The sequence below is a fragment of the Kitasatospora sp. NPDC097691 genome, from assembly GCF_040302665.1.
GTDB lineage: Bacteria > Actinomycetota > Actinomycetes > Streptomycetales > Streptomycetaceae > Kitasatospora.
Genome location: NZ_JBEORY010000013.1, coordinates 126,311 through 149,142, shown reverse-complemented (window position 1 = coordinate 149,142; position 22,832 = coordinate 126,311). Strand labels below are relative to the sequence as shown.

At 71.8% G+C, this 22,832-nt stretch carries 22 protein-coding genes, 1 tRNA gene and 1 other RNA gene; 16 read left to right on the top strand and 8 right to left on the bottom strand.

Features of this window, described 5'->3' with window-relative positions; genetic code table 11:
* Nucleotides 1-8 precede the first annotated feature (8 nt).
* The 5 genes from ABTY56_RS12530 to ABTY56_RS12510 all read left to right on the top strand — a co-directional run bounded on the left by ABTY56_RS12530 (nucleotide 9) and on the right by ABTY56_RS12510 (nucleotide 3,919).
* A complete protein-coding gene (locus tag ABTY56_RS12530) occupies nucleotides 9-872 on the top strand; it encodes an ABC transporter ATP-binding protein (RefSeq protein WP_350628633.1) in 864 nt (287 codons plus the stop codon).
* Complete coding sequence (locus ABTY56_RS12525) at nucleotides 869-1,720, top strand: ABC transporter permease (RefSeq protein ID WP_350628631.1); 852 nt, start codon at nucleotides 869-871, stop codon at nucleotides 1,718-1,720. Before ABTY56_RS12530 ends, ABTY56_RS12525 begins: the two co-directional genes overlap by 4 nt.
* A gap of 135 nt (nucleotides 1,721-1,855) precedes the next feature.
* A complete protein-coding gene (locus ABTY56_RS12520) occupies nucleotides 1,856-2,860 on the top strand; it encodes an LLM class flavin-dependent oxidoreductase (RefSeq protein ID WP_350628630.1) in 1,005 nt (334 codons plus the stop codon).
* Nucleotides 2,853-3,482: a flavoprotein gene (locus tag ABTY56_RS12515; RefSeq protein WP_350628628.1), complete on the top strand. Its 630-nt coding sequence runs from the start codon at nucleotides 2,853-2,855 to the stop codon at nucleotides 3,480-3,482. The genes ABTY56_RS12520 and ABTY56_RS12515 overlap by 8 nt, the downstream gene beginning before the upstream one ends.
* Nucleotides 3,479-3,919, top strand: coding sequence for a response regulator (locus tag ABTY56_RS12510; protein ID WP_350628626.1), 441 nt, complete (start codon nucleotides 3,479-3,481; stop codon nucleotides 3,917-3,919). Before ABTY56_RS12515 ends, ABTY56_RS12510 begins: the two co-directional genes overlap by 4 nt.
* A gap of 141 nt (nucleotides 3,920-4,060) precedes the next feature.
* On the opposite strand, the gene ABTY56_RS12505 is transcribed toward ABTY56_RS12510, so the two are convergent.
* Both ABTY56_RS12505 and ABTY56_RS12500 read right to left on the bottom strand, forming a co-directional pair.
* On the bottom strand, nucleotides 4,061-5,266 hold the full coding sequence (locus tag ABTY56_RS12505) for a hypothetical protein (RefSeq protein ID WP_350628624.1): 1,206 nt from the start codon (nucleotides 5,264-5,266) through the stop codon (nucleotides 4,061-4,063).
* A 161-nt stretch (nucleotides 5,267-5,427) separates the two neighbouring features.
* Nucleotides 5,428-6,054, bottom strand: a complete 627-nt coding sequence (locus tag ABTY56_RS12500) for a TetR/AcrR family transcriptional regulator (protein WP_350628622.1) — start codon at nucleotides 6,052-6,054, stop codon at nucleotides 5,428-5,430.
* Nucleotides 6,055-6,164: 110 nt separating this feature from the next.
* Here ABTY56_RS12500 and ABTY56_RS12495 point away from each other — a divergent pair, with 110 nt between their 5' ends.
* Nucleotides 6,165-6,830 (top strand): hypothetical protein, encoded by a 666-nt coding sequence (locus ABTY56_RS12495; RefSeq protein WP_350628620.1) that lies wholly within the window; start codon nucleotides 6,165-6,167, stop codon nucleotides 6,828-6,830.
* A gap of 218 nt (nucleotides 6,831-7,048) precedes the next feature.
* Here ABTY56_RS12495 and ABTY56_RS12490 read toward each other — a convergent pair whose 3' ends face one another.
* A complete protein-coding gene (locus ABTY56_RS12490; RefSeq protein ID WP_350628618.1) occupies nucleotides 7,049-7,453 on the bottom strand; it encodes a carboxymuconolactone decarboxylase family protein in 405 nt (134 codons plus the stop codon).
* Nucleotides 7,450-8,115: a class II aldolase/adducin family protein gene (locus ABTY56_RS12485; RefSeq protein ID WP_350628616.1), complete on the bottom strand. Its 666-nt coding sequence runs from the start codon at nucleotides 8,113-8,115 to the stop codon at nucleotides 7,450-7,452. The genes ABTY56_RS12490 and ABTY56_RS12485 overlap by 4 nt, the downstream gene beginning before the upstream one ends.
* Before the next feature lie 141 nt (nucleotides 8,116-8,256).
* On the opposite strand from ABTY56_RS12485, the gene ABTY56_RS12480 reads away from it, so the two are divergent.
* On the top strand, nucleotides 8,257-8,640 hold the full coding sequence (locus ABTY56_RS12480; RefSeq protein ID WP_350628614.1) for a MerR family transcriptional regulator: 384 nt from the start codon (nucleotides 8,257-8,259) through the stop codon (nucleotides 8,638-8,640).
* Between the two features lie 98 nt (nucleotides 8,641-8,738).
* Here ABTY56_RS12480 and ABTY56_RS12475 read toward each other — a convergent pair whose 3' ends face one another.
* The 3 genes from ABTY56_RS12475 to ABTY56_RS12465 all read right to left on the bottom strand — a co-directional run bounded on the left by ABTY56_RS12475 (nucleotide 8,739) and on the right by ABTY56_RS12465 (nucleotide 12,337).
* Nucleotides 8,739-11,108: a helicase-associated domain-containing protein gene (locus ABTY56_RS12475; protein ID WP_350628612.1), complete on the bottom strand. Its 2,370-nt coding sequence runs from the start codon at nucleotides 11,106-11,108 to the stop codon at nucleotides 8,739-8,741.
* Between the two features lie 414 nt (nucleotides 11,109-11,522).
* Entirely contained in the window at nucleotides 11,523-11,879 is a 357-nt protein-coding gene (locus ABTY56_RS12470) for a hypothetical protein (RefSeq protein ID WP_350628610.1), read from the bottom strand.
* Nucleotides 11,876-12,337 carry a prevent-host-death family protein gene (locus tag ABTY56_RS12465; RefSeq protein WP_350628609.1) on the bottom strand — a complete coding sequence of 154 codons (462 nt, stop codon included), beginning with the start codon at nucleotides 12,335-12,337 and terminating at the stop codon, nucleotides 11,876-11,878. Before ABTY56_RS12465 ends, ABTY56_RS12470 begins: the two co-directional genes overlap by 4 nt.
* A 356-nt stretch (nucleotides 12,338-12,693) precedes the next feature.
* On the opposite strand from ABTY56_RS12465, the gene ABTY56_RS12460 reads away from it, so the two are divergent.
* Both ABTY56_RS12460 and ABTY56_RS12455 read left to right on the top strand, forming a co-directional pair.
* Nucleotides 12,694-15,078 (top strand): N-6 DNA methylase, encoded by a 2,385-nt coding sequence (locus ABTY56_RS12460; protein WP_350628607.1) that lies wholly within the window; start codon nucleotides 12,694-12,696, stop codon nucleotides 15,076-15,078.
* A complete protein-coding gene (locus ABTY56_RS12455; protein WP_350628606.1) occupies nucleotides 15,071-15,271 on the top strand; it encodes a hypothetical protein in 201 nt (66 codons plus the stop codon). The genes ABTY56_RS12460 and ABTY56_RS12455 overlap by 8 nt, the downstream gene beginning before the upstream one ends.
* A gap of 74 nt (nucleotides 15,272-15,345) precedes the next feature.
* Here ABTY56_RS12455 and ABTY56_RS12450 read toward each other — a convergent pair.
* Nucleotides 15,346-15,430: transfer RNA gene (locus ABTY56_RS12450), tRNA-Ser, on the bottom strand.
* A gap of 108 nt (nucleotides 15,431-15,538) precedes the next feature.
* Here ABTY56_RS12450 and ffs point away from each other — a divergent pair.
* The 7 genes from ffs to ABTY56_RS12415 all read left to right on the top strand — a co-directional run bounded on the left by ffs (nucleotide 15,539) and on the right by ABTY56_RS12415 (nucleotide 22,627).
* An RNA gene (gene ffs, locus ABTY56_RS12445) (signal recognition particle sRNA small type) lies at nucleotides 15,539-15,635 on the top strand.
* 78 nt (nucleotides 15,636-15,713) lie between these two features.
* On the top strand, nucleotides 15,714-17,903 hold the full coding sequence (locus ABTY56_RS12440; protein ID WP_350628605.1) for a DNA polymerase III subunit gamma and tau: 2,190 nt from the start codon (nucleotides 15,714-15,716) through the stop codon (nucleotides 17,901-17,903).
* 125 nt (nucleotides 17,904-18,028) lie between these two features.
* Nucleotides 18,029-18,367 (top strand): YbaB/EbfC family nucleoid-associated protein, encoded by a 339-nt coding sequence (locus ABTY56_RS12435; protein WP_350628604.1) that lies wholly within the window; start codon nucleotides 18,029-18,031, stop codon nucleotides 18,365-18,367.
* A gap of 239 nt (nucleotides 18,368-18,606) precedes the next feature.
* Nucleotides 18,607-19,206, top strand: a complete 600-nt coding sequence (recR, locus tag ABTY56_RS12430) for a recombination mediator RecR (protein WP_350575393.1) — start codon at nucleotides 18,607-18,609, stop codon at nucleotides 19,204-19,206.
* A complete protein-coding gene (locus ABTY56_RS12425; RefSeq protein ID WP_350628603.1) occupies nucleotides 19,199-19,861 on the top strand; it encodes a DUF5063 domain-containing protein in 663 nt (220 codons plus the stop codon). Before recR ends, ABTY56_RS12425 begins: the two co-directional genes overlap by 8 nt.
* Before the next feature lie 386 nt (nucleotides 19,862-20,247).
* Entirely contained in the window at nucleotides 20,248-21,528 is a 1,281-nt protein-coding gene (locus ABTY56_RS12420) for an aspartate kinase (protein ID WP_350628602.1), read from the top strand.
* 28 nt (nucleotides 21,529-21,556) lie between these two features.
* Complete coding sequence (locus ABTY56_RS12415; RefSeq protein ID WP_350628601.1) at nucleotides 21,557-22,627, top strand: aspartate-semialdehyde dehydrogenase; 1,071 nt, start codon at nucleotides 21,557-21,559, stop codon at nucleotides 22,625-22,627.
* The last annotated feature ends 205 nt before the right edge of the window (nucleotides 22,628-22,832 follow it).

The window sequence follows — 22,832 nt, the reverse complement described above, 5'->3', positions numbered from 1 at the left end:
CACGCCCCATGACTCCATCCCGCGACCTCGCGATCCGGGTCCGCGACCTGCGGATGCGCTACGGCAGCCGCGACACCCTGCACGGCGTCGACCTGGACATCCCGCGCGGCGAGGTACTCGCCCTGCTCGGACCCAACGGCGCCGGCAAGACCACCACGATCGAGATCCTCGAAGGCTTCCGCCGGCGCTCCGGCGGCGACGTCAGCGTGCTCGGCTGCGACCCCGACCGGCCGGACGGCGACTGGCGCGGGCGCATCGGCATCGTCATGCAGTCCTGGCGGGACCACCCCCGGTGGCGGGTCGGCGAGCTGATCGAGCACTTCGCGCGCTACCACGCCGACCCGCGCGACCCCGCCGAGGTGCTGCGGCTGGTCGGCCTGGAGGAGCACGCGCGGCAGGCGTCCGCCCAGCTGTCCGGCGGACAGCGGCGCCGGCTCGACGTGGCGCTCGGGATCCTCGGCCGGCCGGAGCTGCTGTTCCTCGACGAGCCGACCACGGGCTTCGACCCGGTCGCCCGACGCGAGTTCCACCTCCTGGTGGAGCGGCTCAGCCAGCAGGAGGGCATGACCGTCCTGCTCACCACGCACGACCTCGCCGAGGCCGAGCGGCTGGCGGACCGGATCGCCATCCTGATCCGCGGCCGGGTGGCCGCCTGCGGCACCGCCGGGGAGCTGGCCGACTCGATCCAGGCGCGGGCGGAGGTCCGGTGGCTGGAGGACGGCACCCGGCGCACCGAGCCGACCGCGGACCCGTCCGCATTCGTCTGGTCGCTCCACACCCGTCTGGGCGGACCGATCCCGGAGCTAGAGGTGCACCGCCCCACCCTTGAGGACACCTATCTGCGCATGATCCACCAGGAGGACACCCAGTGAACGCGCCCCGTACGCTCCGAGCCGGGCTGCACCGCGGCGGCTTGGAGATCCGGCACATCCTGCGCAGCAAGCGCGAGTGGTTCTCGCACCTCTCCCTGCCGTTCATCTTCCTGGTGTTCGCCGGGTTCACCGACCACCCCGTCCCCGGGACCACCGTCCCGGCGGCACAGCTGGTGATCGCCGGCGGGCTGGCCTCGCTGGTCTCGCTGACCGGGATCACCACGCTCGCGCAGATCCTCGCCTCGGAGCGGGAGGACGGCACGCTGCTGCGGATGCGCGGCACGCCCGGCGGGATGCCCGCCTACCTGCTGGGCAAGGTCTGCGTGGTCGGCTTCGTGGTCGTGGTCGGCACCGCCGTCCTGCTCGTCGGCGGTGCGTTGTTCATCGGCTCGCCGCTGCCCGGCTCCGTCGGGCAGTGGGCCACCCTGGTCTGGGTCCTGGGCCTCGGACTCGTCGCGGCCAGCGCGCTGGGGGCCGCGGTGGGTGCCGTCCTGCCGAACCCGCGCGAGGCCCTGGCCGTGGTGATGATCCCGCTGTACGGGCTGGTCGCCATCTCGGGCGTGTTCTTCCCGACCACCGTGATGCCGCGGCTGCTCCAGCGGACCGCCGACGTCTTCCCCATCAAGTGGATGGCCCAGGGCGTCCGTTCGGCCATCATGCCGGATGGTGCGGCGGTCGCCGAGGCCGCCGGCGGCTGGCAGCACCCGGCGACCTTCGGGGTGCTCGCCGCCTGGTGCGTGCTCGGCCTGGCCCTCGCGCCCCGCCTGCTGCTCAGGATGGCCCGGAAGGAGTCCGGCAGCCGACTCGCCGAGCGGCGCCTGAGCTCGACCGCGGCCCCCGCTCGCTGACCGCCGAGGACCTCCCGCGACGACGTCCGCCGCGGATGTCCCCGGCAGACGTCCGCCGGCGGATGTCCCCGGCCTCGGACGCCGACGTCCGCCGGGGACATCCCGGGAACCTCCCACGACCCTTCCGGAGAAACCGTGTTCGCGCACGACACCGACTCGTCCGCCACCCACCAGACCGCCGTGGTCTACCCGCTCCAGCCGTCGTCGATCCACCAGGTCGTCCCGCTCGCCCGCTTCGTGGAACGCAGGACGGCCCGCCGCCTGTGGATCGGCCAGTCGCTCACCCTGGAGAGCCACCAGGTGTTCGCGGCCCTGGCCGGCATGGGCATGCGTCTGCCCTGCGCCACCGGGGTCGCCCTGGCGCCGCTGCGACACCCGTACCACGCGGCGGTCGAGGCCCGCTCGGTCGCCGCCCTGACCGGTGAGCCGTACGTCGCCGGAATCGGCCTCGGCGCCCCGGAGTTCCAGCGGATGGTGATGCGCGAGCCGTTCGCGAGCCCACGCACCGCCGCGCTGGAGTTCGCCACCACCGTGCGGGCCCTGCTGGCCGGCGGGGAGGTCGACCACCGGGGCCGGTACCACGACGTCCACACCGGCATCCAGCCGTTCCACGCCCCGCCGGTCGAGATCGGCCTGGGCGTGCTGCGGCCCCGGATGGCCAGGACTGCGGGCGGCGCGGTCGACGTGGCGATCACCTGGATGACCCCGCCGGAGTACGTCCGCGACACCCTGGCCCCCGAACTCGCCGCCGGGGCCGCCGACGCGGGCACCACCGCACCGCGGATCGCGACCGTGGTGCACGTCGCCCTCACCCGGCCGGGCCGCGACATCGAACAGGTCGCCTTCCGGGGAGCCGGCACGCACCTCGGGGCCGCCCACTACACCGACATGCTGCGCAAGGCCGGGCTGGCGGTGGACGCGGCGGACCCCAAGGCCGGGGCCCGGGCGCTGCTGGAGTCCGGGGTGTTCGTGACCGGCACCGCGGCGGAGATCGCGGAGGCGCTCCAGGAGTACCGCCGCTGCGGAGTGGACGAGGTCATCCTCAACCCGGCGGGCGTGATGCTCACCGAGGGCGTGCACGCCGCGATCGCCGACCTGGAGGAGATCTTCGACGCCGAGGGGGCGCTCGCCCATGGCTGACCCGGTCACCGCGGAGGAGCCCTCGACGGCACCGACATCGGCGTCGGCGTCGGCGTCGGCATCGGCATCGGCCGCCCGCCGGCTGCTGCTGGTCGGCACCGGCTCGCTGGGCGTCGCCTCGCTCCCGTTCTGGCTCAACTGGCTCCGGCTCGAGCACCCGGACGTCGACACCAGGGTGGTTCTCACCCGGACCGCCGAACGCTTCGTCAGCCGGGTCGCGCTCTCGCCGCTCCTGGGCAAGCCGGTGCTCCAGGACACCTGGCCGCAGGAGCCGGAGGTCACGGCCCTGCACGTGGACCTCGCCCAGTGGACGGACGGCGTCGTGGTCTACCCGGCCAGCTTCCACTTCATCGCCCGACTGGCCCTGGGGCTCGCGGACACCCCCGTGATGCTCGCCCTCCAGTGCACCCGTTCGCCCATCGTGCTGGCCCCGGCGCTGCCGCCGGGCGGCGCCGAATCGCCCGCCTACCTCCGGCACCTCGACGTGCTGCAGCGGCGGCCCAACATCGCCGTGGTACCGCCGCAGTCGGGCTTCAGCGTCACCACGGGCCTGATGAACGCCTCCACCGCGGCGCCGCTGTCGCAGGCCCTTTCGGTGCTCGAAGGGCTGGCCGCGGGGTGACCGGCCGGCCGGCGCGGGTCCGCGTCCTGCTGGCCGACCACGACCGGAGGATCCGCGAGCTCCGGGCGCGGCTGATCGCGCTGCTGCCGGAGGATGACCTCGACGTGGTGGCCCAGACGGCGACCGGTCCGCAGACCCTGGTGACGGCCGTCGAGTACCGCCCCGACGTCGTCCTGGCCAACCTGGACCTGCCCGGCCTCGACGGCATCCGGCTCGCCGAGGCCCTCGGCACCCTGCTCCCGGACTGCCGGACGGTCCTGGTCGCCGACCACTCCGACGCCACCGCACTCCGCGACGCTCTGGCGGCCGGGGTGACCGGCTTCCTGCCGAAGGCCGTCTCCGCCGCCGACCTCGCCCCCGTACTCCGCGCCCCGCCGGCCGGCCGCTGCCACGTCGACCGCGCGCTGCTCGCCGACGCGATCACCGCGGCAGGGTGAGACGAGGCCCCGGCCGGGGAGCCGGAGCCTCGTCGTCATGGATGCCGTGCCGTGCCGCGCTGTACCGTGCCGCGCTGTACCGGGTCGGGCCGTGCCGGGTCGGGCCCGGGGCGGCCGTGCGCGCCGGTGGGGGTCGGGTGCTCAGCCGCCGCCGTAGGTGGCCTGGGTGACCGCGAAGACGTTGCGTCCGCCCGCGGGTTCCTGGAGCGACCAGAGCAGGTCGGGGTCGGTGGTGTCCTCCCAGTAGGAGAGGCTCTCGCCGCCGCTGACCCAGGCGAAGGTGGCGGGGCCTGCGGTCGGGGTCCAGTAGTAGAGCTTCTTCTGCCCCGACGAGTCGAACCACCACCGGCCGTTGTGGGATGCCACGCCGTTGAGGTTGTACCAGGGCAGTTGGAGGGCCTGACCGGCGGTCGTCGTCGCGGCGAACGTCGTCGCCCCGGCTGCGAACGGGAAGCGCACTGCCCTCGGCGGGCGGTTGGGGTAGTCGGTGCAGCCCGACTGGCAGGTGTACTCCGTCATCACGATCGACTTGCTCACCCGGTCGAGGGAGACCGAGGACCACACCAGGTCCTTGCCGGGGGGCGTCTGCGAGGTGATCGTGCCGACCTGGGGCAGCACGTAGGCGTAGTTGTGGGCGTAGTAGGCGCCGCTGGACTGGCGGCCGATCTGGTCGGCGGTGCCGCCGGAATCGGTGTTGAGGATCTTGCGCATGTCGAAGACGCGCATGCCGCGCCCGGTGTCGGCGACGTAGAGGTGGTCGCCGTACCAGGAGACGCCGCCGGCGTGGATCGGGATGTCCTTGAAGTCCGGCGCCGCAGCGGTGCCGGTCGGCTCCACCAGGAGGATCTTGCGGTAGGTGTTGGGGTAGGTGGCGTCCCAGTCGGCCAGGGTGATCCGGCTGCGCTGCTGGGCGCCGTTGCAGCCGTCCTTGGTGTACCAGCTCACCAGGACGAGCTGGTGGCCGTCGTAGTTGCCGCTGTCGGCGGTTCCCACGGCGTCCCGGCTCGTCGTGATGCCCTGCGGGTAGCTCTGGCAGTCGGAGTTGTCGTTGTCGTCGAACCGGAAGCCGGTGGACAGGCCGGCGACGGAGAAGGACGAGGGGAGCGGCTGCCGGTCGTGGTTCGCGTTCTCCATCACCGTGTGTACGGCGGAGGTCCCCAGTGTCGTGACGAGGGCGGAGTCGAGCGCGTCGTACCGGTGGTAGTCCGCGGTGAGGGTGTAGTCGGACGCGGGCAGGGCCGTCGGTGCCGCGGCGGCGGCCGCCGGCGACGCGCCGGCGAGCGTGCCGGTGACGAGCAGGCCGGCCGCGAGTAACGCCCGTGCCGCGCTTCTGAGGTGACGCAACATCAAGGTGAGCCTCCGGGTGAATGGATCGGCGGGGTCGTTCACGCTAGGGGCGCGTTGAGCATGTCCGCAACACCCGGAGGAGGGCGGGCGTACGGGCTCCGGAGCCGTCGCCGGTGCCGACGGAGGCTCGAAGCGATCTCGTCGTGAGCCCCTTCCCGCCGCTAGGAAGGTGCCGCGAAGCCGGTGCAGAGCAGCTGGATGCTCCGGGTGAACTTCTCGTCCTGGCTCGGGCGGGGGGTCGAGGGGTCCATGAGGAGGGGGAAGCGTTCGCACAGGTCGGCGTAGAGCTCGGGGGTGACGGGCGGCGGCGCGGCCGGCTGGTTCTGTTCCTGGAGGACGAAGCCGGTGATGTGACTGAGCAGGGTGTCGGCGGCGGTGCCGCAGTGCTCGGCGGGCAGGCCGGCGTCGCGGAGGGTGCGCAGCAGGCGTTCCATCAGGGAGAGGGCGCCGATGCTGAGGACGCCGGGGCTCTCGGCGAGGAGCTGGGCGCCGCCGGGGTGTTGCTTGATGCTCAGGCGCAGGGTGGTGGCCTGGGCGTGGATGCGGTCCTGCCAGGTGGCGGTGGGCGGGAGTGCGGCGAGGGCCTCGGTGCCGGCGTCGTGGGCCCGGACGCAGACCCGGTCGGCCATGAGGGCGAGCAGTTCGTCCTTGCCGCGCACGTGGTAGTACAGGCTGCCCGCGTGGGCGTCGAGGCGGTCGGCGACCTGGCGCATGGACAGGTTGTGGTAGCCGACCTCGGCGAAGACGGCCATGCCCGCGTCGACGATGCGGTCCCTGGTGAGCTTCATGCGGCCACCGTACAGCGTTTTCCAACACTGTTCGAAAAGCTGTGGTAGTTTTGCGCCATCAGGTTTCGAACGGCGTTGGAAAGCGCTGCAACCGGGGGGAGAGGCCAGACATGGAGGCGATCGTCTTCAACGTGACCACGGCCGCGCTGATGGTCATGATGGTCAACTGCGGGCTCGGCGTCGTCGGCCGCGACACCCTGCGCGGGCGGCCGCTCCCGTGGGCGGCGATCGCCCTGACCGCCCTCGCCGTGGGCGGCGTCGCGCTGCAGCTGGCCTGGTCCGGCGCCATGGACGCGCTGGACGCCGACCCGGCCAAGTCCGGCTGGTGGCGCGAGTTCACCTCGGTGTTCATGCAGAACGGCGGCCTCTTCGGCGGCCTGTGGAACCTCGTCACCCTCGCCGCCGTCGCCGCGCTCGCCCAGTGGTACTGGGGCGGCCCGCTCACGCTCGCCTTCTTCCTCGCCGGCATCGTGCTGCCCGGCCGGATCGACACCCTGCTCGGCTTCGGCGACGGCCCCAGCACCGACCCCCGCAACTTCGCCGGCAGCTCCGGCGCCACCTACTTCCTCGGCGCCACCCTCGCCCTCGCCTTCCTCACCCGCACCCGCCTGCCCAAGGAGATCGCCCTGGCGGCCGGCGTCCCCGCGCTCGGCCTGGCGGTGTGGCTCGCCCAGGACAACGGCCACGGCCTCGTGTCCGTCTACGGCTTCGCCCTCGCCGCCGCGGTCTGGGCCGTCCGCCGCCGACTGGTCCGCCCGGCCGGACAGGCGGCCTGACCCCGAGCGCCCTCGCCGCCCCGCTGTCCCCCGACGGGGGCGTGAGACGACGAAGGCCCCGACCGGCGAACCGGTCGGGGCCTTTCGTGTGCCCTGGCGGGCGGAGGCGGAGGATACGAGGTTCCGACTCGTGAGGGGTTGCCCCCGACCCGCTCTCCCGTTCTCCCGAACCCTGGGACGGCGACTTCGTGAGTCCTGCGTCACCCGTGTTCCGGTGGTCAGCCGACCTGGCCGTCGTCGTCCTGCAGGAGTTCGACGATGATCTCGATGCCGAGCGCGTAGGCCGGCGTGCCCGAGGTGATGAGCGCGGTCTCGGCGACCCCGATGAGGTCGGCGATGACGGCGCCCGCGTGGAGTGATCCGCGGGCGTGGATCCGCGCCGGTTCCGCCCGGCCGAGAGCCAGCAACTGCCCGAAGTGGACCAACTGTTGCACTCGACCGCCGAGTGGGCTGTCGGCCAGGACTATGTGGCGCAGGGCCGTGAACGCTTCCTCCGTGGGGAGCCGGCCGAATGCCTGGGCCACCCGCAGACGGTCCTCCACTGCGCGAGGGACGGCTCCGAGCGTCGTGCGGTAGCGGGCCCGCAGGACTTCGGAACGCTCGGCGAAGGTGTCGTCGGTCATGACGAGACCCGTGCGATCGAGGCCCGGACAGCCTCCAGGGCGCCTTCGGGGAAGTCCACGGCCCCGCCGATCGCCGCAGCGGCGATCTCGGCCTGGGCGCTCTCCTCGATCGCCACGACGAGGTGGGCGGCGGCCGCCGCGTCCGGGCCGAACACCAGCAACCCGTGGTTGGCCAGGAGGACCGCGGACGTCGTCGGGCGTCGTTCCAGGACGTCGGCGATGCCCCGGACCGACACGTCCGACCCGCGCGGGCCCCAGGGCACCACCGGTACGTCCTCGGGCTGTCCGAAGCGGAGCATCGGTTCGGTGCGGCACGGCAGCGGCCGGTGGGCCACCGCGAAGGCCGTCGCGGAGGGCGAGTGGGTGTGGATGATCGCGCCCACGTGCGGGCGGGCGCGGTAGACGGCGCTGTGCATGGTGATGATCTCGGCGCTGACGGAGCGCAGTTCTCCTTCCAGGACCTGCCCGTCGAGACCGACGGTCGCCAGCTGGTGGGGCTCCAGGTCGCGGACGAAGCCCGGGGTCAACAGGAAGCGGTCGGCGTCGAGCCTGACGCTCAGGTTGGCGTGCCCGGAGTGTGACATCACCCCGGCGACGAAGAGCTGCCGGGCAGCCTCGACGAGCTGATGGGCCCGGTTCTTCTCTTCGGGTGCGTCTGTCATCTCTTCATCTCCCAATTCCCTGTCGGCGGTGGCCGGTTCGCCGCCGCTGTACGTGCCGGCCACTCTGCGACTTGAACTAAGGTTCAAGTCAAGCGTCGGGCCGGCGGGACGAGGCGACGAGAAATGGAGAAGGGGCGGAGCATGCGCATGACGATCGGTCAGCTTGCCGAGATCACCGACGTTCCCGCGTCGGCCATCCGGTTCTGGGAGCGCCACGGCCTGCTGCCTGCGCCCGAACGCCAGAGTGGGCAGCGACGCTATCCGCCGCAGGCCGCAGAGCGGATCGTGCTGCTGCGCAAGTTCCAGCAAGCCGGGCTGAGCCTGGCCGAGGTCAGGGAGTTCCAGCAGGACCAGCCGCGCAGGCAGGCGATGATCCGCGCCAAGGTCGCCGAGATCGAGCAGCGCATGGTCGATCTCGACCACGCCCACCAGCTCCTGACCCATGCGCTCCAGTGCGGCAAGACGGACATCGTCAGCTGCCCGACGTTCCGGGATCAGATGGCGACGTGGAGCCAGTCCGGCTGACGTCCGTCGGCGGAACTCCGAACGCTGCTGGACGGAGGTGAATGCAACAGGAACTGCAACCAGGCGCCTCTTCGAGACGGTGCCGATCCCGCCCGGGGCTACGAGGGCATCACTCCGTGGATGCGGGAGAGGGTGAACACCCGCTCGTCGTTCCGCAGGTGGCACCAGGCGTGGAGGTAGGGGGCGTCCAGTTCGAGTCGGCTGAGCGTGCGGACAGTCGTGTTGCCCGAGGTGGCCACGTACTCGATCCTGACGGCTTGACCGTCGTTGACGGCATGGGCCAACTGGCGGACGTCGGTGAAGGAGAGGTTGCGCGCGTACCCGGCGATGATCTCCTCGGTGTCACTGGCGTAGGGGCGGCCGTCGTACGGGTCGGGCTCCGGAAGGTCCTGTGGGGCGTCCTGCAGACGGATGGCGAGGGCGCGCGGGTCGACGGCGGTCCGGACGCCCGTGGTGCGGTCGTTCGTCCGTCGCGGGCGGGACCGGATGTCGGGCGGGCGCGGGGGTGGGACCGGGCTCGCCGCGCGGGGGCGTTGGGCCCGCTCGATGCGGACGGACCCGTCGGGCTTCTCGGCAACGGGGGCGTAGCCGGCGGCCCGCAGTGCCACGAGCGTCTTGTCCGGTGGGGTCCGGCTGATCAGCACCGTCGGTGCCACCTGCCGCAGACCGAGCTGGGAGAGCTTGCGGTGGGCGGCCAGTTCGGCCAGCAGGGCGGGCTCCTCCCCGTGGATCACACAGGCCGCGGGGACGACGCGCACCCGGCCGTGGCTGCGCGCGGCGTCGTGGATCAGGTACGAGAGCGGCTGGGGAAGCGGTTCGACGGCGACGGCGCCCAGGTCGGCAGTCAGGGCGTCGGGGGTGAGGCCCGCGTCGAGGGCGCGGCGGACGCTGCCCGGGCTGAACCGCCACACCGACGCCGCACCGGCGGTCTCCCGGTCCGCGATGGAGTCCAGCAGCGCGAGGAGGTGCGCTGACGGCGTACCGGCGACCACGGCTGTGAGATCGCTGCCGAAGCGTGCGGTCCCGCTGGCGGCGGGCAGCAGCCGCCGACAGGCGTCGGTCAGGGCTTCGGCGTCGTCGGCGAGCAGGGCGGCCCCGATCGGGGACACGGCCCCGAGGGCGAGTGCGCCGAGCAGTTCCGCCTCCCGGATCAGGGTGGCGAACGGCGTGGTGTCCTGGGGGACTTCGTCGGCGAGCGGGCGGAGCCACACGAGCAGCGCCCCCAGGTCCGCCGGGTTCGTCGCGCCTTCGCCGGCCGGGAGCTGCGAGGCGGCTGTGAGTAGCCCGTGCCGGGCCTGTACGCAGCCTCCGCAGGGCGGAGCCCCGGCGAGCGCCGGCAGCGCCTTCCCGTCCTCGTCGCGGCTCCCGCCGGGGGTCAGCGGAAGCTCCCACCACGCCAGGAGCAGCGCGGCGAGCTGGTCGGCCGGTTCCTGCTCGGCCCAGGTGTCGTAGGACGCGGTCGCCGCGACCCGGTCGCCGTCCCGGGCCAGCAGCCCGGCCGCGCTCGCGGCCTCCAGCACGAGGCGTACCAGGAGGTCGTCGCACTGGGCCGCCTTGCCGATCCGGGACAGCTCGCGGGCGCCGATCCCGCCGGCCTTGAGCCGGGCCGGTGGAGCGGCGGCGCACACTGCGAGGACGGACACGGCGTGGGCGGCGAATGCCATCGAGGCGGCTGAGGCTTCCCGTTCGACGCCGACGACGGGGGCGGGCACCGACCGGACGCCGGGCGCGACGGGGGTGAACGGGGCGTGCCAGTCGGAGCCGCGCAGTGAGAGCGCCACCTCCGCGGGCATGCGGGCAGGCCCGTACCGGTGCCGCTCCCGGATCAGCAGCCCCCGTTCCACCGCCCACTGTTCGCCGGGCGAGGAGTCGGCCTGCGGAGTCCCGAACATGATGAAGCCCGGTCGCTCCGGAGCCTTGTGCGCCCACCGCTCAAGGAGTTTCCGGGCGGCTGTGGGCGCCTTGGCCACCAGCGCGGCGACCCGGGCCGGATCGCTGTGGTGGCCGACCAGCGCCGCCAGCCGCTCCGCCTTCCTGTTGGCGACGGGTTTGATGTCGATCTTCGCCAGCATGCGGCCCAGCTCGTCGGAGTTCGAGCCCGCGAGCAGTCGCACGAGCGGTGCGTCGAGCCCCAGCGGCGAGCCCCACGCATTCCGCAGCGGCGCGGCCATGTGCAGCAGGCCGTCGCCGTCCGACCACACCAGGGCGCGATCGGCCAGCACCTCCAGGGCGGCGGCCAACCCGTGGGCGCGATCACCGTGCGTCGCGCCCAGGAGGCCGGCCAGACCGTCCCGCGATGTGGTCGCCAGTGCCGCGACGGCCTCCGCCACCTGCAGGCAGGGCAGGGTGAGCCGGGGCAGGGCCAGCGCCACCGACGCCGGACGCTGGAGGCGGTCCGCCAGTTCACCGATCGACTGCGGCTCCGGAGCCGACGCGGCGTCCGGGCGCGCCGTCAGGGCCCGCTCCAACTCGGCCGCGTCCAGACCGCGCAGCCACGTGGCCAGTGCCGATCCGCTCTTCTTACTGATGGGGCACCTCGCCGTAGAGGAGGACGTCCATGCCCGTGCCGGAGCCGGCCGGGATCACAAGGATGACGTACCAACGAGGGCGGGAACGACGAAGGCCCGGACCGCTGAGCGGTCCGGGCCTTCGTTTGCCCTGGCGGGCGAAGGCGGAGGATACAAGATTCGAACTCGTGAGGGATTGCCCCCAACACGCTTTCCAATTCTCCTCGCCACCGTCCGCCGACGTCCGCCCCTGTCCTGACCAGCGCGGGAGCGTGCTGATGGTCGTTCCTTGAACCTGGCTGTAGGGAGTGAACGAGACCAGAAATGAGACCAGGGCACCCCCGACTTCGGTGGCCGACCAGTCTTGAGTTTCGGCTAGCTGTCGGTGTCCTTGGGATGTTTCGGCGAGGCGTCAACGAGGTGGACAGTTCGGCCGGGCTCGTCAACGAGGTAGCGAACGCGTCCGCCGGCGGTCACCTCGTACTCCCACTGCGGCAGTTCGGTCCCCCCGAGGGAGCGGGTTGCCAGGCGACCACGCAGCCGGTGCTGCCGATCCGGGTTGGTCAGCGAAAGGGGGTTGGTGCGGAGGGCTTCGAAGCAGCGCCGGGTGTTCCCGGGAGCCTCCGCGCAGAGATCGCCCCACCCTTTGGCCGCCTCGTTGGTGGCGAACCGCATTCGCCACTCGTCACCGATCGGGGGCGGCGGCACGTCGTCGCCGCGCTTGGGGCTCACGGGGCTGGCACCTCGCCGTGGTCCTCATCGGGAAGGGGCTCGGCGAGCTGTGCGGCCAGTTCGGGATCCGCCAGGATCCGGGCAGTGGCGCGCCACTCGACGATCACGCGGTGCAGGTTGGCGTGGACATCCAGCTCGACTGCGTCGCGGGTGGCGTTCACGAGGTCGACGACAAATTCTCGAACCTCCTCGGCCGACAGATGTCGAGTCCATGGAAAAACCTCAGGGAGCGCGAGAAGGACAGCGCGTGCTCCCTCGTCGCTGGTGATCAGTGCGGCGAACAGCCGCGCGGTGACAGCGGCAGTCTCCTCGCGCTGGCGGTCGTGACGCTCTGTGGTCAGATACAAATCCTCGCCGTCGCGACGCGTGACGTGAACGCGCTGGGCCTGCTCGACGGTGTCGGCGACCCGCTTGGAGTTCTTCGACAGATCGGAGAACGACACGGTGAGAGTGGACATGAGGCGACCCTACTTCGGAATACGTTCCGAAGTCAATCGCGATGGGTGCAAGCCGCCGCTGAAGGCGTGGCGATCAGATCCGGCGAGGCGGCGGGCCCGGGATCCGCAGGCCGAGCTGTCTTCGCGTGTAGGTGTTCACAGTGGATCGCGGGCCTGGACCGCTCTCGGCCATCTGATTTCGAAGCTCGCCTGATAAACACCCAGGTAGTGTGCAGTCAGTAGGGCGTGATGGCGCGTCAGCAGTGAGGCCGGCCGGTGATGAAACCAACTGCGCACTTCAGTGCGCAGTTGGTTTGCGAGTGGCAGGCACTCTACGTTCGCTTCATCGCATCCGATCGACGCGGAGAAAGCGGACCATGATGAGTGAACAGACTGCGGGCGGGCGGCTCGTCTCCCGGACCGAAATCGCAGCCATGGCCGGCGTTCGGCGGTCGGCGGTCACAAATTGGCAGCGCCGTCACCCGGACTTCCCTCGGGAGCTCCAGGCCGGCGGGAAGGAGCTGTTCCGACTCGCCGACATCGTCAGGTGGCTCGATGCCCGGCCCGTGCAGAACCCGGCACGTGGCGCGGCGGAGCCCGCAGGTGTCACCTACGGTGACCGGGTCCGTGCCTCCCTGGGGCAGTACGAGGGAGCGTCCGCGCCCGGCCAGGCCGCCCAACTCGCCGTTCCCGCCCCAAGGATCGAGCGCGGACGCTCGCAGTCCCGGCAGGCGCTGGCCGAGCTGCTGAAGCGTCCGATGGTACGGGAGTGGGGCGCACGATCTCCCGCGACATACATTCCGCTGCTCATGTGCCTGGTCTTCCTGAGATGGGGTGCCCGCGGGGAATGGTCGGACCTGGAGCGGCTGGTCGAGGCCCGTCCAAGGGTGAATCCCGGGGCATTCCTCAGGGAGGTCGGGGAGCGAACGGACCGGCAACTGTTGGAGTACGGCGTGACGCCGGCCATGAGGCCTGCACTGCGGGAGCTGGAACCCGGGCGCGACGCCGACGTGTCGCGGTTGCTGGCCCTGGTAGCCGGACTCGACCGGGAGGCCTTCCAGGATCTGCTCGATGTGTATGCCGACGTCGTGGCCATGGACAGTCGTGAAGCCTTCACGCCACGAGCGGTCGCGACGCTGCTGAGCCGGGTGGTCGTGACGGCGGATGCGGCGGGCTGGATCAACGACCCCTACCCGAGAGGGGGTGAACTGCTCGTGGCCGCGGTGGCGGCCGCCGACGTCACCCCAGCCCTGGCGGTATCGGCTGGGGCACCGAACGAGGCCATGCTGCGCAGCACCGCCATGAGCCTGCTGCTTCACGGCGTCGCGCCGCAGGTGGACGCCAACGCCGGCGCCCCCTGGCTCGCCGCCGGGGGGCAGTCGGAAACCAGGGCGGACTTCGTTCTGGCCAACCCGCCGTTCAACGCCGCATCCGGTCGGACTGGTTCCGGAGACTGGCGATACGGACCCCCACCTCCGTTCAACGACAACTTCGCCTGGCTCCAGCACGTGCAGTCCGCGCTAAGGACCGATGGCCGAGCCGGGGTCATCATGGCCGACAACGCGGCCGTGTCCGACCAGCCGCGGGAACGCGTGATCCGACAGGCCATGGTCGAGGACGGGGCCGTCGAGTGTGTCATCGCGCTGCCCCCGCAGCTTTTCACCGCTACGGCCGTCTCGGCCTGCGTCTGGATCCTGACGCCATCCTCAAAGCGCTCCGAGGTGCACTTCATCAACGCGCGTGGGCTGGGCACGATGGCCACCCGGACCCGTAGGGAGCTGGGTCCCGACGACGTGCGGCTCGTCGAGGAGATCTACCTGTCGTTGCGCAGGGGGACCCCGCTGCCCGACGACGTGCGGGCACTCGGCCGCTCCGTCTCCGTGGCGGAAATCGAGGCGCGAGGCTACTCCGTCAGCCCCGTCGACTACGTCAGCGTCGGAACATACGGAGTGGCGACGCTCTCGGAGGTGGAGGCCTCCCGCCACGGTCTCGACGAGGCCGAGGCGATGGCGGGATCGTTCGACCGGTCGGCCAGGTCGCTCTGGGGACAGGCCGCAGCAGCCGGCCAGCTTCGGAAGCACCCTCCGAGTGGATGGCGGAGCGTTCTTCTGGAGGAGCTGTGCCAGGTCAAAGCCGGTCCGTCACCTTCCATGCTGAACCCGAAAATGTACTCCGAGGACGGGGATGTTCCGGTGCTGCTCCCCAAGCACCTGCGCAACCGGCGGATCCACGGCGTCGAAGACAGCAGGGTCTCGTTCGACGACGCGCGACGGCTTGAGCGATTCCGGGTGAGCGAGGGAGACATCCTCTGCGCGCGCACCGGGACGGTGGGGCCCGTGGCCCTGGTCGGGGCGGAGGAGGCCGGCTACCTCTACAACGGCAATCTCCTCCGGCTGCACGACTTCGAGTGTGATGTGGACCCACGCTTCGTTCTCGCCTACCTCTCCCTCCCGGAGGTCCAGGCGTGGATCAAGGACCGGGCGGCGATGGCGACCGTCGACTCGATCAAGACCAGCGCGATGAAGCAGCTCCCGGTGTCCCTGCCCCCGTTCGAAGAGCAGCGCCGGATCGGCGAACTGCTGAACGCCCTCGACAGCCAGATCACGGCCCACCACCACGTGGCCGTCGCGGCCGAATCTGCGCGTGGCGAGCTGGCGACGCTTCTGATCGGTGGCGTGGCCCCATCGAGTACCCACTGGCCCGTCCAGGGCCGCTCCTCCCGGCTTGACCGACCCACAGCAAAGGAATCCGCTGGTGAGTAACCTGCCCGTCGTGATGCGAGTCTCGTGGCTGCTGGTGGCCGCGCTCGCTTCCGTGATCGTCGCGCTGTTGGCCTTCATGCTGAAGCGAAGCGCTGGCGCGAACCGATACGAGGCCGTCTTCGTGGCCGGCACGGCGTTCGCCGGCTGCATGGTGCTCTGCCTCGGAGTGCTGGCCGCCGCCGTGGGCGTCTGAACCAGGTGGTCGGAGACGACGAAGGCCCCGACCGCTGAGCGGTCGGGGCCTTCGTTTGCCCTGGCGGGCAGAGGCGGAGGATACGAGATTCGAACTCGTGAGGGATTGCTCCCAACACGCTTTCCAAGCGTGCGCCCTAGGCCTCTAGGCGAATCCTCCGAGGGAGAGCTTAGTACATGTTTCGGGGTGGTCGCGACCACCTATCCCGCAGGCCGGGGAGTGGGGGTGGCCTGTGGATCGTCGGGGCCGGGATCCGGTAGTGTGGGGGTCAGCCCCTCGTGTGGCGTTATCTCTCTGAACCCCCCCAGGGCCGGAAGGCAGCAAGGGTAGGAGGGCTCTGGCGGGTGCACGGGGGGTCTTTGCGTTCCCGGGGCCCGCTGGTGCGGGGGTCGGGGGGTGCGGGGCGACGCGTTTGTCGGTCCGTCCCGATATCGTCGGTGGTGTGTCCCTAGCCCTGTACCGCCGCTACCGCCCCGAGACCTTCGCGGAGGTCATCGGGCAGGAGCACGTGACCGCTCCGCTCCAGCAGGCCCTGCGTAACAACCGGGTCAATCACGCGTACCTGTTCAGCGGGCCGCGCGGCTGTGGCAAGACGACGAGTGCGCGCATCCTGGCCCGCTGTCTCAACTGTGAGCAGGGGCCGACGCCCACGCCCTGCGGGGAGTGCCAGTCCTGCCGGGACCTCGCGACCGGCGGACCCGGCTCGATCGACGTGATCGAGATCGACGCCGCCTCGCACGGTGGTGTGGACGACGCGCGCGAGCTGCGCGAGCGGGCCTTCTTCGCGCCGGTGCACAGCCGGTACAAGATCTTCATCCTGGACGAGGCGCACATGGTGACCTCGGCCGGCTTCAACGCGCTGCTCAAGGTGGTCGAGGAGCCGCCGGAGCACCTCAAGTTCATCTTCGCGACCACGGAGCCGGAGAAGGTGATCGGGACGATCCGGTCCCGGACGCACCACTACCCGTTCCGGCTCGTCCCGCCCGGCACGCTGCGCGACTACCTCGCGGAGGTCTGCGGCCGCGAGGGCATCCAGGTCGAGGACACGGTGTTCCCGCTGGTGGTCCGGGCCGGGGCGGGCTCGGTGCGTGACTCGATGTCGGTCATGGACCAGCTGCTGGCCGGGGCGGCCGAGGGCGGCGTCACGTACCAGATGGCGACCGCGCTGCTCGGGTACACCGACTCCGCGCTGCTGGACGAGGTGGTGGACGCCTTCGCCGCGCACGACGGGGCGACGGTGTTCCAGGTGATCGACCGGGTGGTCGAGGGCGGGCACGACCCGCGTCGCTTCGTCACCGACCTGCTGGAGCGACTGCGCGACCTGGTGATCCTCGCCACCGTGCCGGACGCCGGGGAGAAGGGGCTGATCGACGCCCCGGCCGACCGGGTCGCGGTGATGCAGGCGCAGGCGGACGCGTTCGGCGCGGCCGAGCTGAGCCGGGCCGCGGACATCGTCAACACCGGGCTGACCGAGATGCGCGGCAACGCGGCGCCGAGGCTGCAGCTGGAGCTGATCTGCGCCCGGGTGATGCTGCCCGGCGCGTACAGCGACGAGCTGTCGCTGCAGGCGCGTCTGGACAAGCTGGAGCGGCGGGCGACGGCCGGCGGGTTCGCCGCGCCGATGGCGGTGCCGGGAACGATGCCCGGCGCGGTGCCGGGTGCGGTGCCCGGGGCGGCTCCGCTGGGCGTACCGGGCACCGCGCCCGCTGCCGCGCCCGCGATGGAGGCGCCGGTGGCGGCTCCCGTGCAGGCCGCGCCCGTGGCCGCGCCGGTGCAGGCTCCGCCGCCTGCGGCCGTGCCCGCAGAGGCCGCCGCGCCCGCCGGGCCCGCGCCGGGTGCCTGGCCGATCCCGCGAAGCTTCCCGCCCGCCGGTGGCGGCGCCCCCGCCCAGGCGCCCGCTGCGCCGGTGGCGCCCGCGCCGCAGCCGCAGGCCGCGCCGGCCCCGGCCGCTGCTCCGGTGCCCGCGCCGGCCCCCGCGGCGGCCGTTCCCGGTGGGCAGCCGTCGGCCTCCGCGCAGCAGGGCGCGGCGCAGGTCCGGCAGCTGTGGCCGCAGATCCTGGAGGCGGTGAAGAACCGCCGCCGCTTCACCTGGATCCTGCTCAGCCAGAACGGCCAGGTGGCCGGGTTCGACGGCAGCGTGCTCCAGGTGTCGTTCATCAACGCCGGTGCCCGGGACAGCTTCGTCGGCAGCAACAGTGACGACGTGCTGCGCGCCGCGCTGGCCGACGCGCTCGGCGTGGACTGGCGGATCGAGTGCATCGTCGACCCGTCCGGCGGTGCCGGGGCCGCCCCGAGCGGTGGTGCTCCCGGGGGCGCCCAGGGCGGTGGGGGCTGGGGAGCCCCGACCCGTCCGGCCGCCACCCCGCCGGCCGTGGCGGCGCCCGCGCCCGCTCCGGCGCCCGTGGTGGCGCCCGCGCCGGTGCAGGCCCCGCCCGTGCAGTCGGCTCCCGTACAGGCCCCGCCGCCCGCCGCGGCGCCGCCGGCCCGTCCGGTGCAGTCGGTGGCCCCGGAGGACGACATCCCGGAGGAGGACGACCCGGACCTCAACGAGGAGGTGTTCTCCGGCCAGGAGCTGATCATCCGCGAGCTGGGTGCGACGGTGCTGGAGGAGATCCACCACCGGGGCACCTGAGCCGGCCGAGGCGGCCGGGCCACCGGGGCACCTGAGCCGCCGGGGCATCCGAGCAGGACACAGCACGTAGGCTCGGCGGTGACGAACGACTCACCGCAGACAGCCGTGACAGCAAGGAGAGAGCCGTGTTCCCCGGTGGTGGCCAGCCCAACATGCAGCAGCTGCTGAAGCAGGCACAGAAGATGCAGCAGGATCTCGCGAAGGCTCAGCAGGAGCTGGCCGAGACGAAGGTGAACGGTACGGCGGGCGGCGGCCTGGTCGAGGCGACGGTGACCGGTGCCGGTGAGCTGGTGGCGCTGACCATCGCCCCGGCCGCGGTCGACCCGGAGGACACCGAGACCCTGGCCGACCTGATCCTGGCGGCGGTCCGGGACGCGACCCAGACCGCGCAGAAGATGCAGGCCGAGCGCATGGGCCCGCTGACCCAGGGCCTCGGCGGCGGCATCCCCGGTCTGCCGTTCTGAGCCCGCTGCTCTGAGCCCGCTGTTCGGGCCCGCTGTTCGGGTCCGCTGCTCCGGCCCGCTGTTCCGAGCCCGCCGTTCCGGCTCCGCTGCTCTGAGTGACCGGGCCGAAAAGGGTCTGAAGTTCAGACGACGGACCCATGTGATTTATGTGGGAGTCGGGCGTCGGGCGCTGTGTCCGACGCCCGAATCGTTGGATGATGGCACCGGGCACCACCGACCATCCGAAGGAAGGCGCGACGTTGTACGAGGGCGTGGTTCAGGACCTGATCGACGAGCTGGGCAGGCTGCCCGGCGTCGGGCCCAAGAGCGCCCAGCGGATCGCCTTCCACGTGCTGCAGGCCGACCCGACCGACGTGCGCCGCCTCGCGCACGCGCTGCTGGAGGTCAAGGACAAGGTCCGCTTCTGCGTGGTCTGCGGCAACGTCGCGGAGGCCGAGCAGTGCCGGGTCTGTCTGGACCCCCGCCGCGACCTCGCCGTCATCTGCGTGGTCGAGGAGCCCAAGGACGTCGTCGCCATCGAGCGCACCCGCGAGTTCCGCGGCCGCTACCACGTGCTGGGCGGCGCGATCAGCCCCATCGAGGGCGTCGGCCCGGACGACCTGCGCATCCGCGAGCTGCTGTCGCGCCTCGCGGACGGCACGGTCACCGAGCTGATCCTGGCCACCGACCCCAACCTGGAGGGGGAGGCGACCGCCACCTATCTGGCCCGGCTCTGCAAGCCGATGGGCCTGAAGGTGACCCGTCTGGCGAGCGGCCTGCCCGTCGGCGGGGATCTGGAGTACGCGGACGAGGTCACCCTCGGCCGCGCCTTCGAAGGGAGACGACTGCTCGATGTCTGACCGGACGATCAACCAGCAGCACACCCACGCGCACGGCTCGGAGCCGGACGACTTCGCCGTGCAGATCGCCGACTCGGTGGAGAGCTTCGTGCTCGCCGTCACCGAGGTCGCCAAGGGCGACGAGCCGGGCAGCGCGGTCTCGCTGCTGCTCCTGGAGGTCTCGCAGCTGCTGCTGGCGGGCGGCCGGCTGGGCGCCATCGAGGATGTCGTCCCGGAGGACCGCTTCGAGCCCGACGCCGGTCCGGAGCCGGACAGCGAGCAGCTGCGCGAGCGGCTGGCCGAGCTGCTCGCGCCGATCGACGTCTACCACGAGGTCTTCGACCCGTACGGCCCGCCGGAGAAGCCCAACGCCTTCCGGATCTCGGACGACCTGGCCGGAGTGGTCAGCGAGCTCCAGCACGGGCTGACGCACTACCGCGAGGGCCGGGTCAGCGAGGCGCTGTGGTGGTGGCAGTTCTCGTACCTCTCCAACTGGGGCACGACCTGCACCGCGGTGCTGCGGGCGCTGCAGTCGTTGATCGCGCACGTCCGGCTGGACAGCCCGATCGGCGCCGCGCTCGACGGTGCGGACACCGACGACGACGGGCTCACCGACGAGCAGCTGGAGCAGCAGGCGGGCGACCTGATGGCGGCCGAGCTGGGGCTGCAGCGCTGACGCGGTGAGGCGTCCCGACGGCAGGGACCCGAGGGCGGGCGAAGCCCGGCCGGGGCGCGCGCGGCGTCGATTCCGACGCATGCTTGCGACGCATGGCTGGGACGCATGACTGTGACGCATGACTCAGCGATCCGCCCGGAAAGGAAATCCGGCCGGATCGCCGTCCGCGGATCCGCCGTTTCTCCGGACGCGTACCGAATCGCCCGCAGACCTGCCGGTCCGGCCACCCACCCCGCCGATCACCTGCTGAAACAGGTGTCTCATCATATGGAAAGCGCCGGTCGGGGCACCCCTGCTCGGTAGACTGGCGCCGACCGCACATCCCCCTCCCCGGGGGGTGCGGGGGCCCGGAGCCCCCGGAAGACGACACGAGTCGAGGAGCGCACGTGGGCCTTGTCGTGCAGAAGTACGGCGGCTCATCCGTTGCGGATGCCGAGGGCATCAAGCGCGTGGCCCGTCGAATCGTTGACGCCAAGAAGGCCGGCCATGAGGTCGTCGTCGTGGTGTCCGCGATGGGCGACACGACGGACGAGCTCATCGAACTCGCGGAGCAGGTGTCACCGATCCCTGCCGGCCGCGAGTTCGACATGCTGCTGACCGCTGGAGAGCGCATCTCCATGGCGCTGCTGGCCATGGCGATCAAATCCCTGGGTCACGAGGCCCAGTCCTTCACGGGCAGTCAGGCCGGCGTCATCACCGACTCCGTCCACAACAAGGCGCGCATCATCGACGTGACGCCGGGCCGCATCCGCACCGCCCTGGACGAGGGCAACATCGCGATCGTGGCCGGCTTTCAGGGCGTGTCCCAGAGCAGCAAGGACATCACCACGCTGGGCCGGGGCGGCTCGGACACCACCGCCGTCGCCCTCGCTGCCGCCCTCAAGGCCGAGGTCTGCGAGATCTACACCGACGTGGACGGCGTGTTCACCGCCGACCCGCGTGTGGTGAAGAAGGCCCGCAAGATCGACTGGATCGCCTACGAGGACATGCTGGAGCTGGCGTCCTCCGGCTCCAAGGTGCTGCTCGACCGCTGTGTGGAGTACGCCCGGCGCTACAACATCCCGATTCACGTACGCTCGTCCTTCTCGGGTCTTCCCGGGACGATCGTCAGCAACGACAACCCGAACAAGCCCGAAGGGGGCGAGATGGAGCAGGCCATCATCTCCGGAGTCGCCCACGACACCTCCGAGGCCAAGGTCACCGTCGTCGGCGTGCCCGACAAGCCGGGTGAGGCGGCCCGGATCTTCCGCGCCATCGCCGACGCCGAGGTCAACATCGACATGGTGGTGCAGAACGTCTCCGCCGCGTCGACCGGCCTGACCGACATCTCCTTCACCCTGCCCAAGACCGAGGGCCAGAAGGCCATCGACGCGCTCGGCCGGGTCAAGGAGGGCATCGGCTACGAGTCGCTGCGCTACGACGACGCGATCGGCAAGATCTCGCTCGTCGGCGCCGGCATGCGCTCCAACCCGGGCGTCACCGCGACCTTCTTCGAGGCGCTGTCCGCCGCGGGCGTCAACATCGAGCTGATCTCCACCTCGGAGATCCGCATCTCGGTCGTCACCCGCGCCGATGACGTGCCGGAGGCCGTTCGCGCCGTGCACAGCGCCTTCGGCCTGGACAGCGAGACGGACGAGGCCGTCGTCTACGGCGGCACCGGGCGATGACCCGGGAGCGGAGCGGGGGCACCGGGCGATGACCCGGCGGCCGAACCTCGCCGTCGTCGGCGCCACCGGCGCGGTCGGCGAGGTACTGCTCGGCCTGCTCTCGCTCCGGCAGGACGTCTGGGGCGAGGTCCGACTCGTCGCCTCCCCACGCTCGGCCGGCCGCAAGCCGGTCGTGCGCGGCGAGGCCGTCGAGGTCGTCCCGCTGACCGAGGAGGCCTTCAGCGGGATCGACGTCGCGGTGTTCGCCGTCCCCGACGCGGTCTCCGCCCAGTGGGCGCCGATCGCGGCGGCCAAGGGCATCGTGGTGGTCGACGACTCCGCCGCCTTCCGCACCGCCGAGGACGTGCCGCTGGTCGTCCCCGAGGTCAACGCGGCCGCGCTGCGGATCCGCCCGCGCGGCATCGTCGCCAGCCCGGCCAGCACCACCCTGGCGATGATCGCGGCGGTCGGCGCGCTGCACGCCGAGTACGGGCTGGCACAGCTCGTGGTCGCCTCCTACCAGGCCGCCGACGGCGAGGGCCGCGCCGGCGAGGCGGCCCTGCGCGAGCAGACCGCGCTGGTGGCGGGCACCGAGGTCGGCCGGCAGACCGGTGACCTGCGCGCGGTGATCGCCGACCACGGGCCGTTCGCCGCCCCGCTCGTGCTCAACGCCGTGCCGTGGACCGGCGGACTGCGCGACGGCGGCTGGGCCGCCGAGGAGCTGGGAATCCGCGACGAGTCCCGCAAGATCCTCGGCCTGCCCACCCTGAAGGTCTCCGCGACCTGCGTCCACATCCCGGTCGTCCGCACCCACGCACTGGCCGTGCACGCGCGGTTCGAACGGGAGGTCACCCAGGAGCACGCGCAGGACATCCTGCGGGACGCGCCCGGCGTCGTCCTCTACGACGACCCGGCGGCGGGCGAGTTCCCGACGCCGAACGACGTGGTCGGGACCGACCCGGTCTGGGTCGGCCGGGTGCGCCGGGCCCTGGACGAGCCGGACGCGCTGGACCTCTTCCTCTGCGGGGACAACCTGCGCAAGGGGGCGGCGCTCAACCTGGTGCAGATCGCCGAGTTGGTGGCGGGTGAGCTGACGGTGGAGCAGGGCGTCGAACCCTGACGCCGCTTCCGATGTGCCCCCTTGTGTCCACACCTGTGTCCGTACCTGTGTCCGCTCCTCGACACAATCTGTCCGGAATCCCGAGGGAATCCCCTGGAGGCCTCTTCCGCCCATGCGGAAGAATGGGCCCCGGGCTGGGCAACCATGACAGGGGATCGAGTGTCCAACGGGCGTGGCGAACGTGATGGTGGGGGCAAGGGCGGGC

Excerpts from the sequence above, each read along its gene's own strand:
- ABTY56_RS12505 (WP_350628624.1), bottom strand. The coding sequence starts at position 5,266 with ATGTTGCGTCACCTCAGAAGCGCGGCACGGGCGTTACTCGCGGCCGGC.
- ABTY56_RS12530 (WP_350628633.1), top strand. The coding sequence starts at position 9 with ATGACTCCATCCCGCGACCTCGCGATCCGGGTCCGCGACCTGCGGATG.
- ABTY56_RS12500 (WP_350628622.1), bottom strand. The coding sequence starts at position 6,054 with ATGAAGCTCACCAGGGACCGCATCGTCGACGCGGGCATGGCCGTCTTC.
- ABTY56_RS12465 (WP_350628609.1), bottom strand. The coding sequence starts at position 12,337 with ATGTCCACTCTCACCGTGTCGTTCTCCGATCTGTCGAAGAACTCCAAG.
- ABTY56_RS12490 (WP_350628618.1), bottom strand. The coding sequence starts at position 7,453 with ATGACCGACGACACCTTCGCCGAGCGTTCCGAAGTCCTGCGGGCCCGC.
- ABTY56_RS12460 (WP_350628607.1), top strand. The coding sequence starts at position 12,694 with ATGATGAGTGAACAGACTGCGGGCGGGCGGCTCGTCTCCCGGACCGAA.
- ABTY56_RS12480 (WP_350628614.1), top strand. The coding sequence starts at position 8,257 with ATGCGCATGACGATCGGTCAGCTTGCCGAGATCACCGACGTTCCCGCG.
- ABTY56_RS12515 (WP_350628628.1), top strand. The coding sequence starts at position 2,853 with ATGGCTGACCCGGTCACCGCGGAGGAGCCCTCGACGGCACCGACATCG.
- ABTY56_RS12485 (WP_350628616.1), bottom strand. The coding sequence starts at position 8,115 with ATGACAGACGCACCCGAAGAGAAGAACCGGGCCCATCAGCTCGTCGAG.
- ABTY56_RS12425 (WP_350628603.1), top strand. The coding sequence starts at position 19,199 with ATGTCTGACCGGACGATCAACCAGCAGCACACCCACGCGCACGGCTCG.
- ABTY56_RS12415 (WP_350628601.1), top strand. The coding sequence starts at position 21,557 with ATGACCCGGCGGCCGAACCTCGCCGTCGTCGGCGCCACCGGCGCGGTC.
- ABTY56_RS12495 (WP_350628620.1), top strand. The coding sequence starts at position 6,165 with ATGGAGGCGATCGTCTTCAACGTGACCACGGCCGCGCTGATGGTCATG.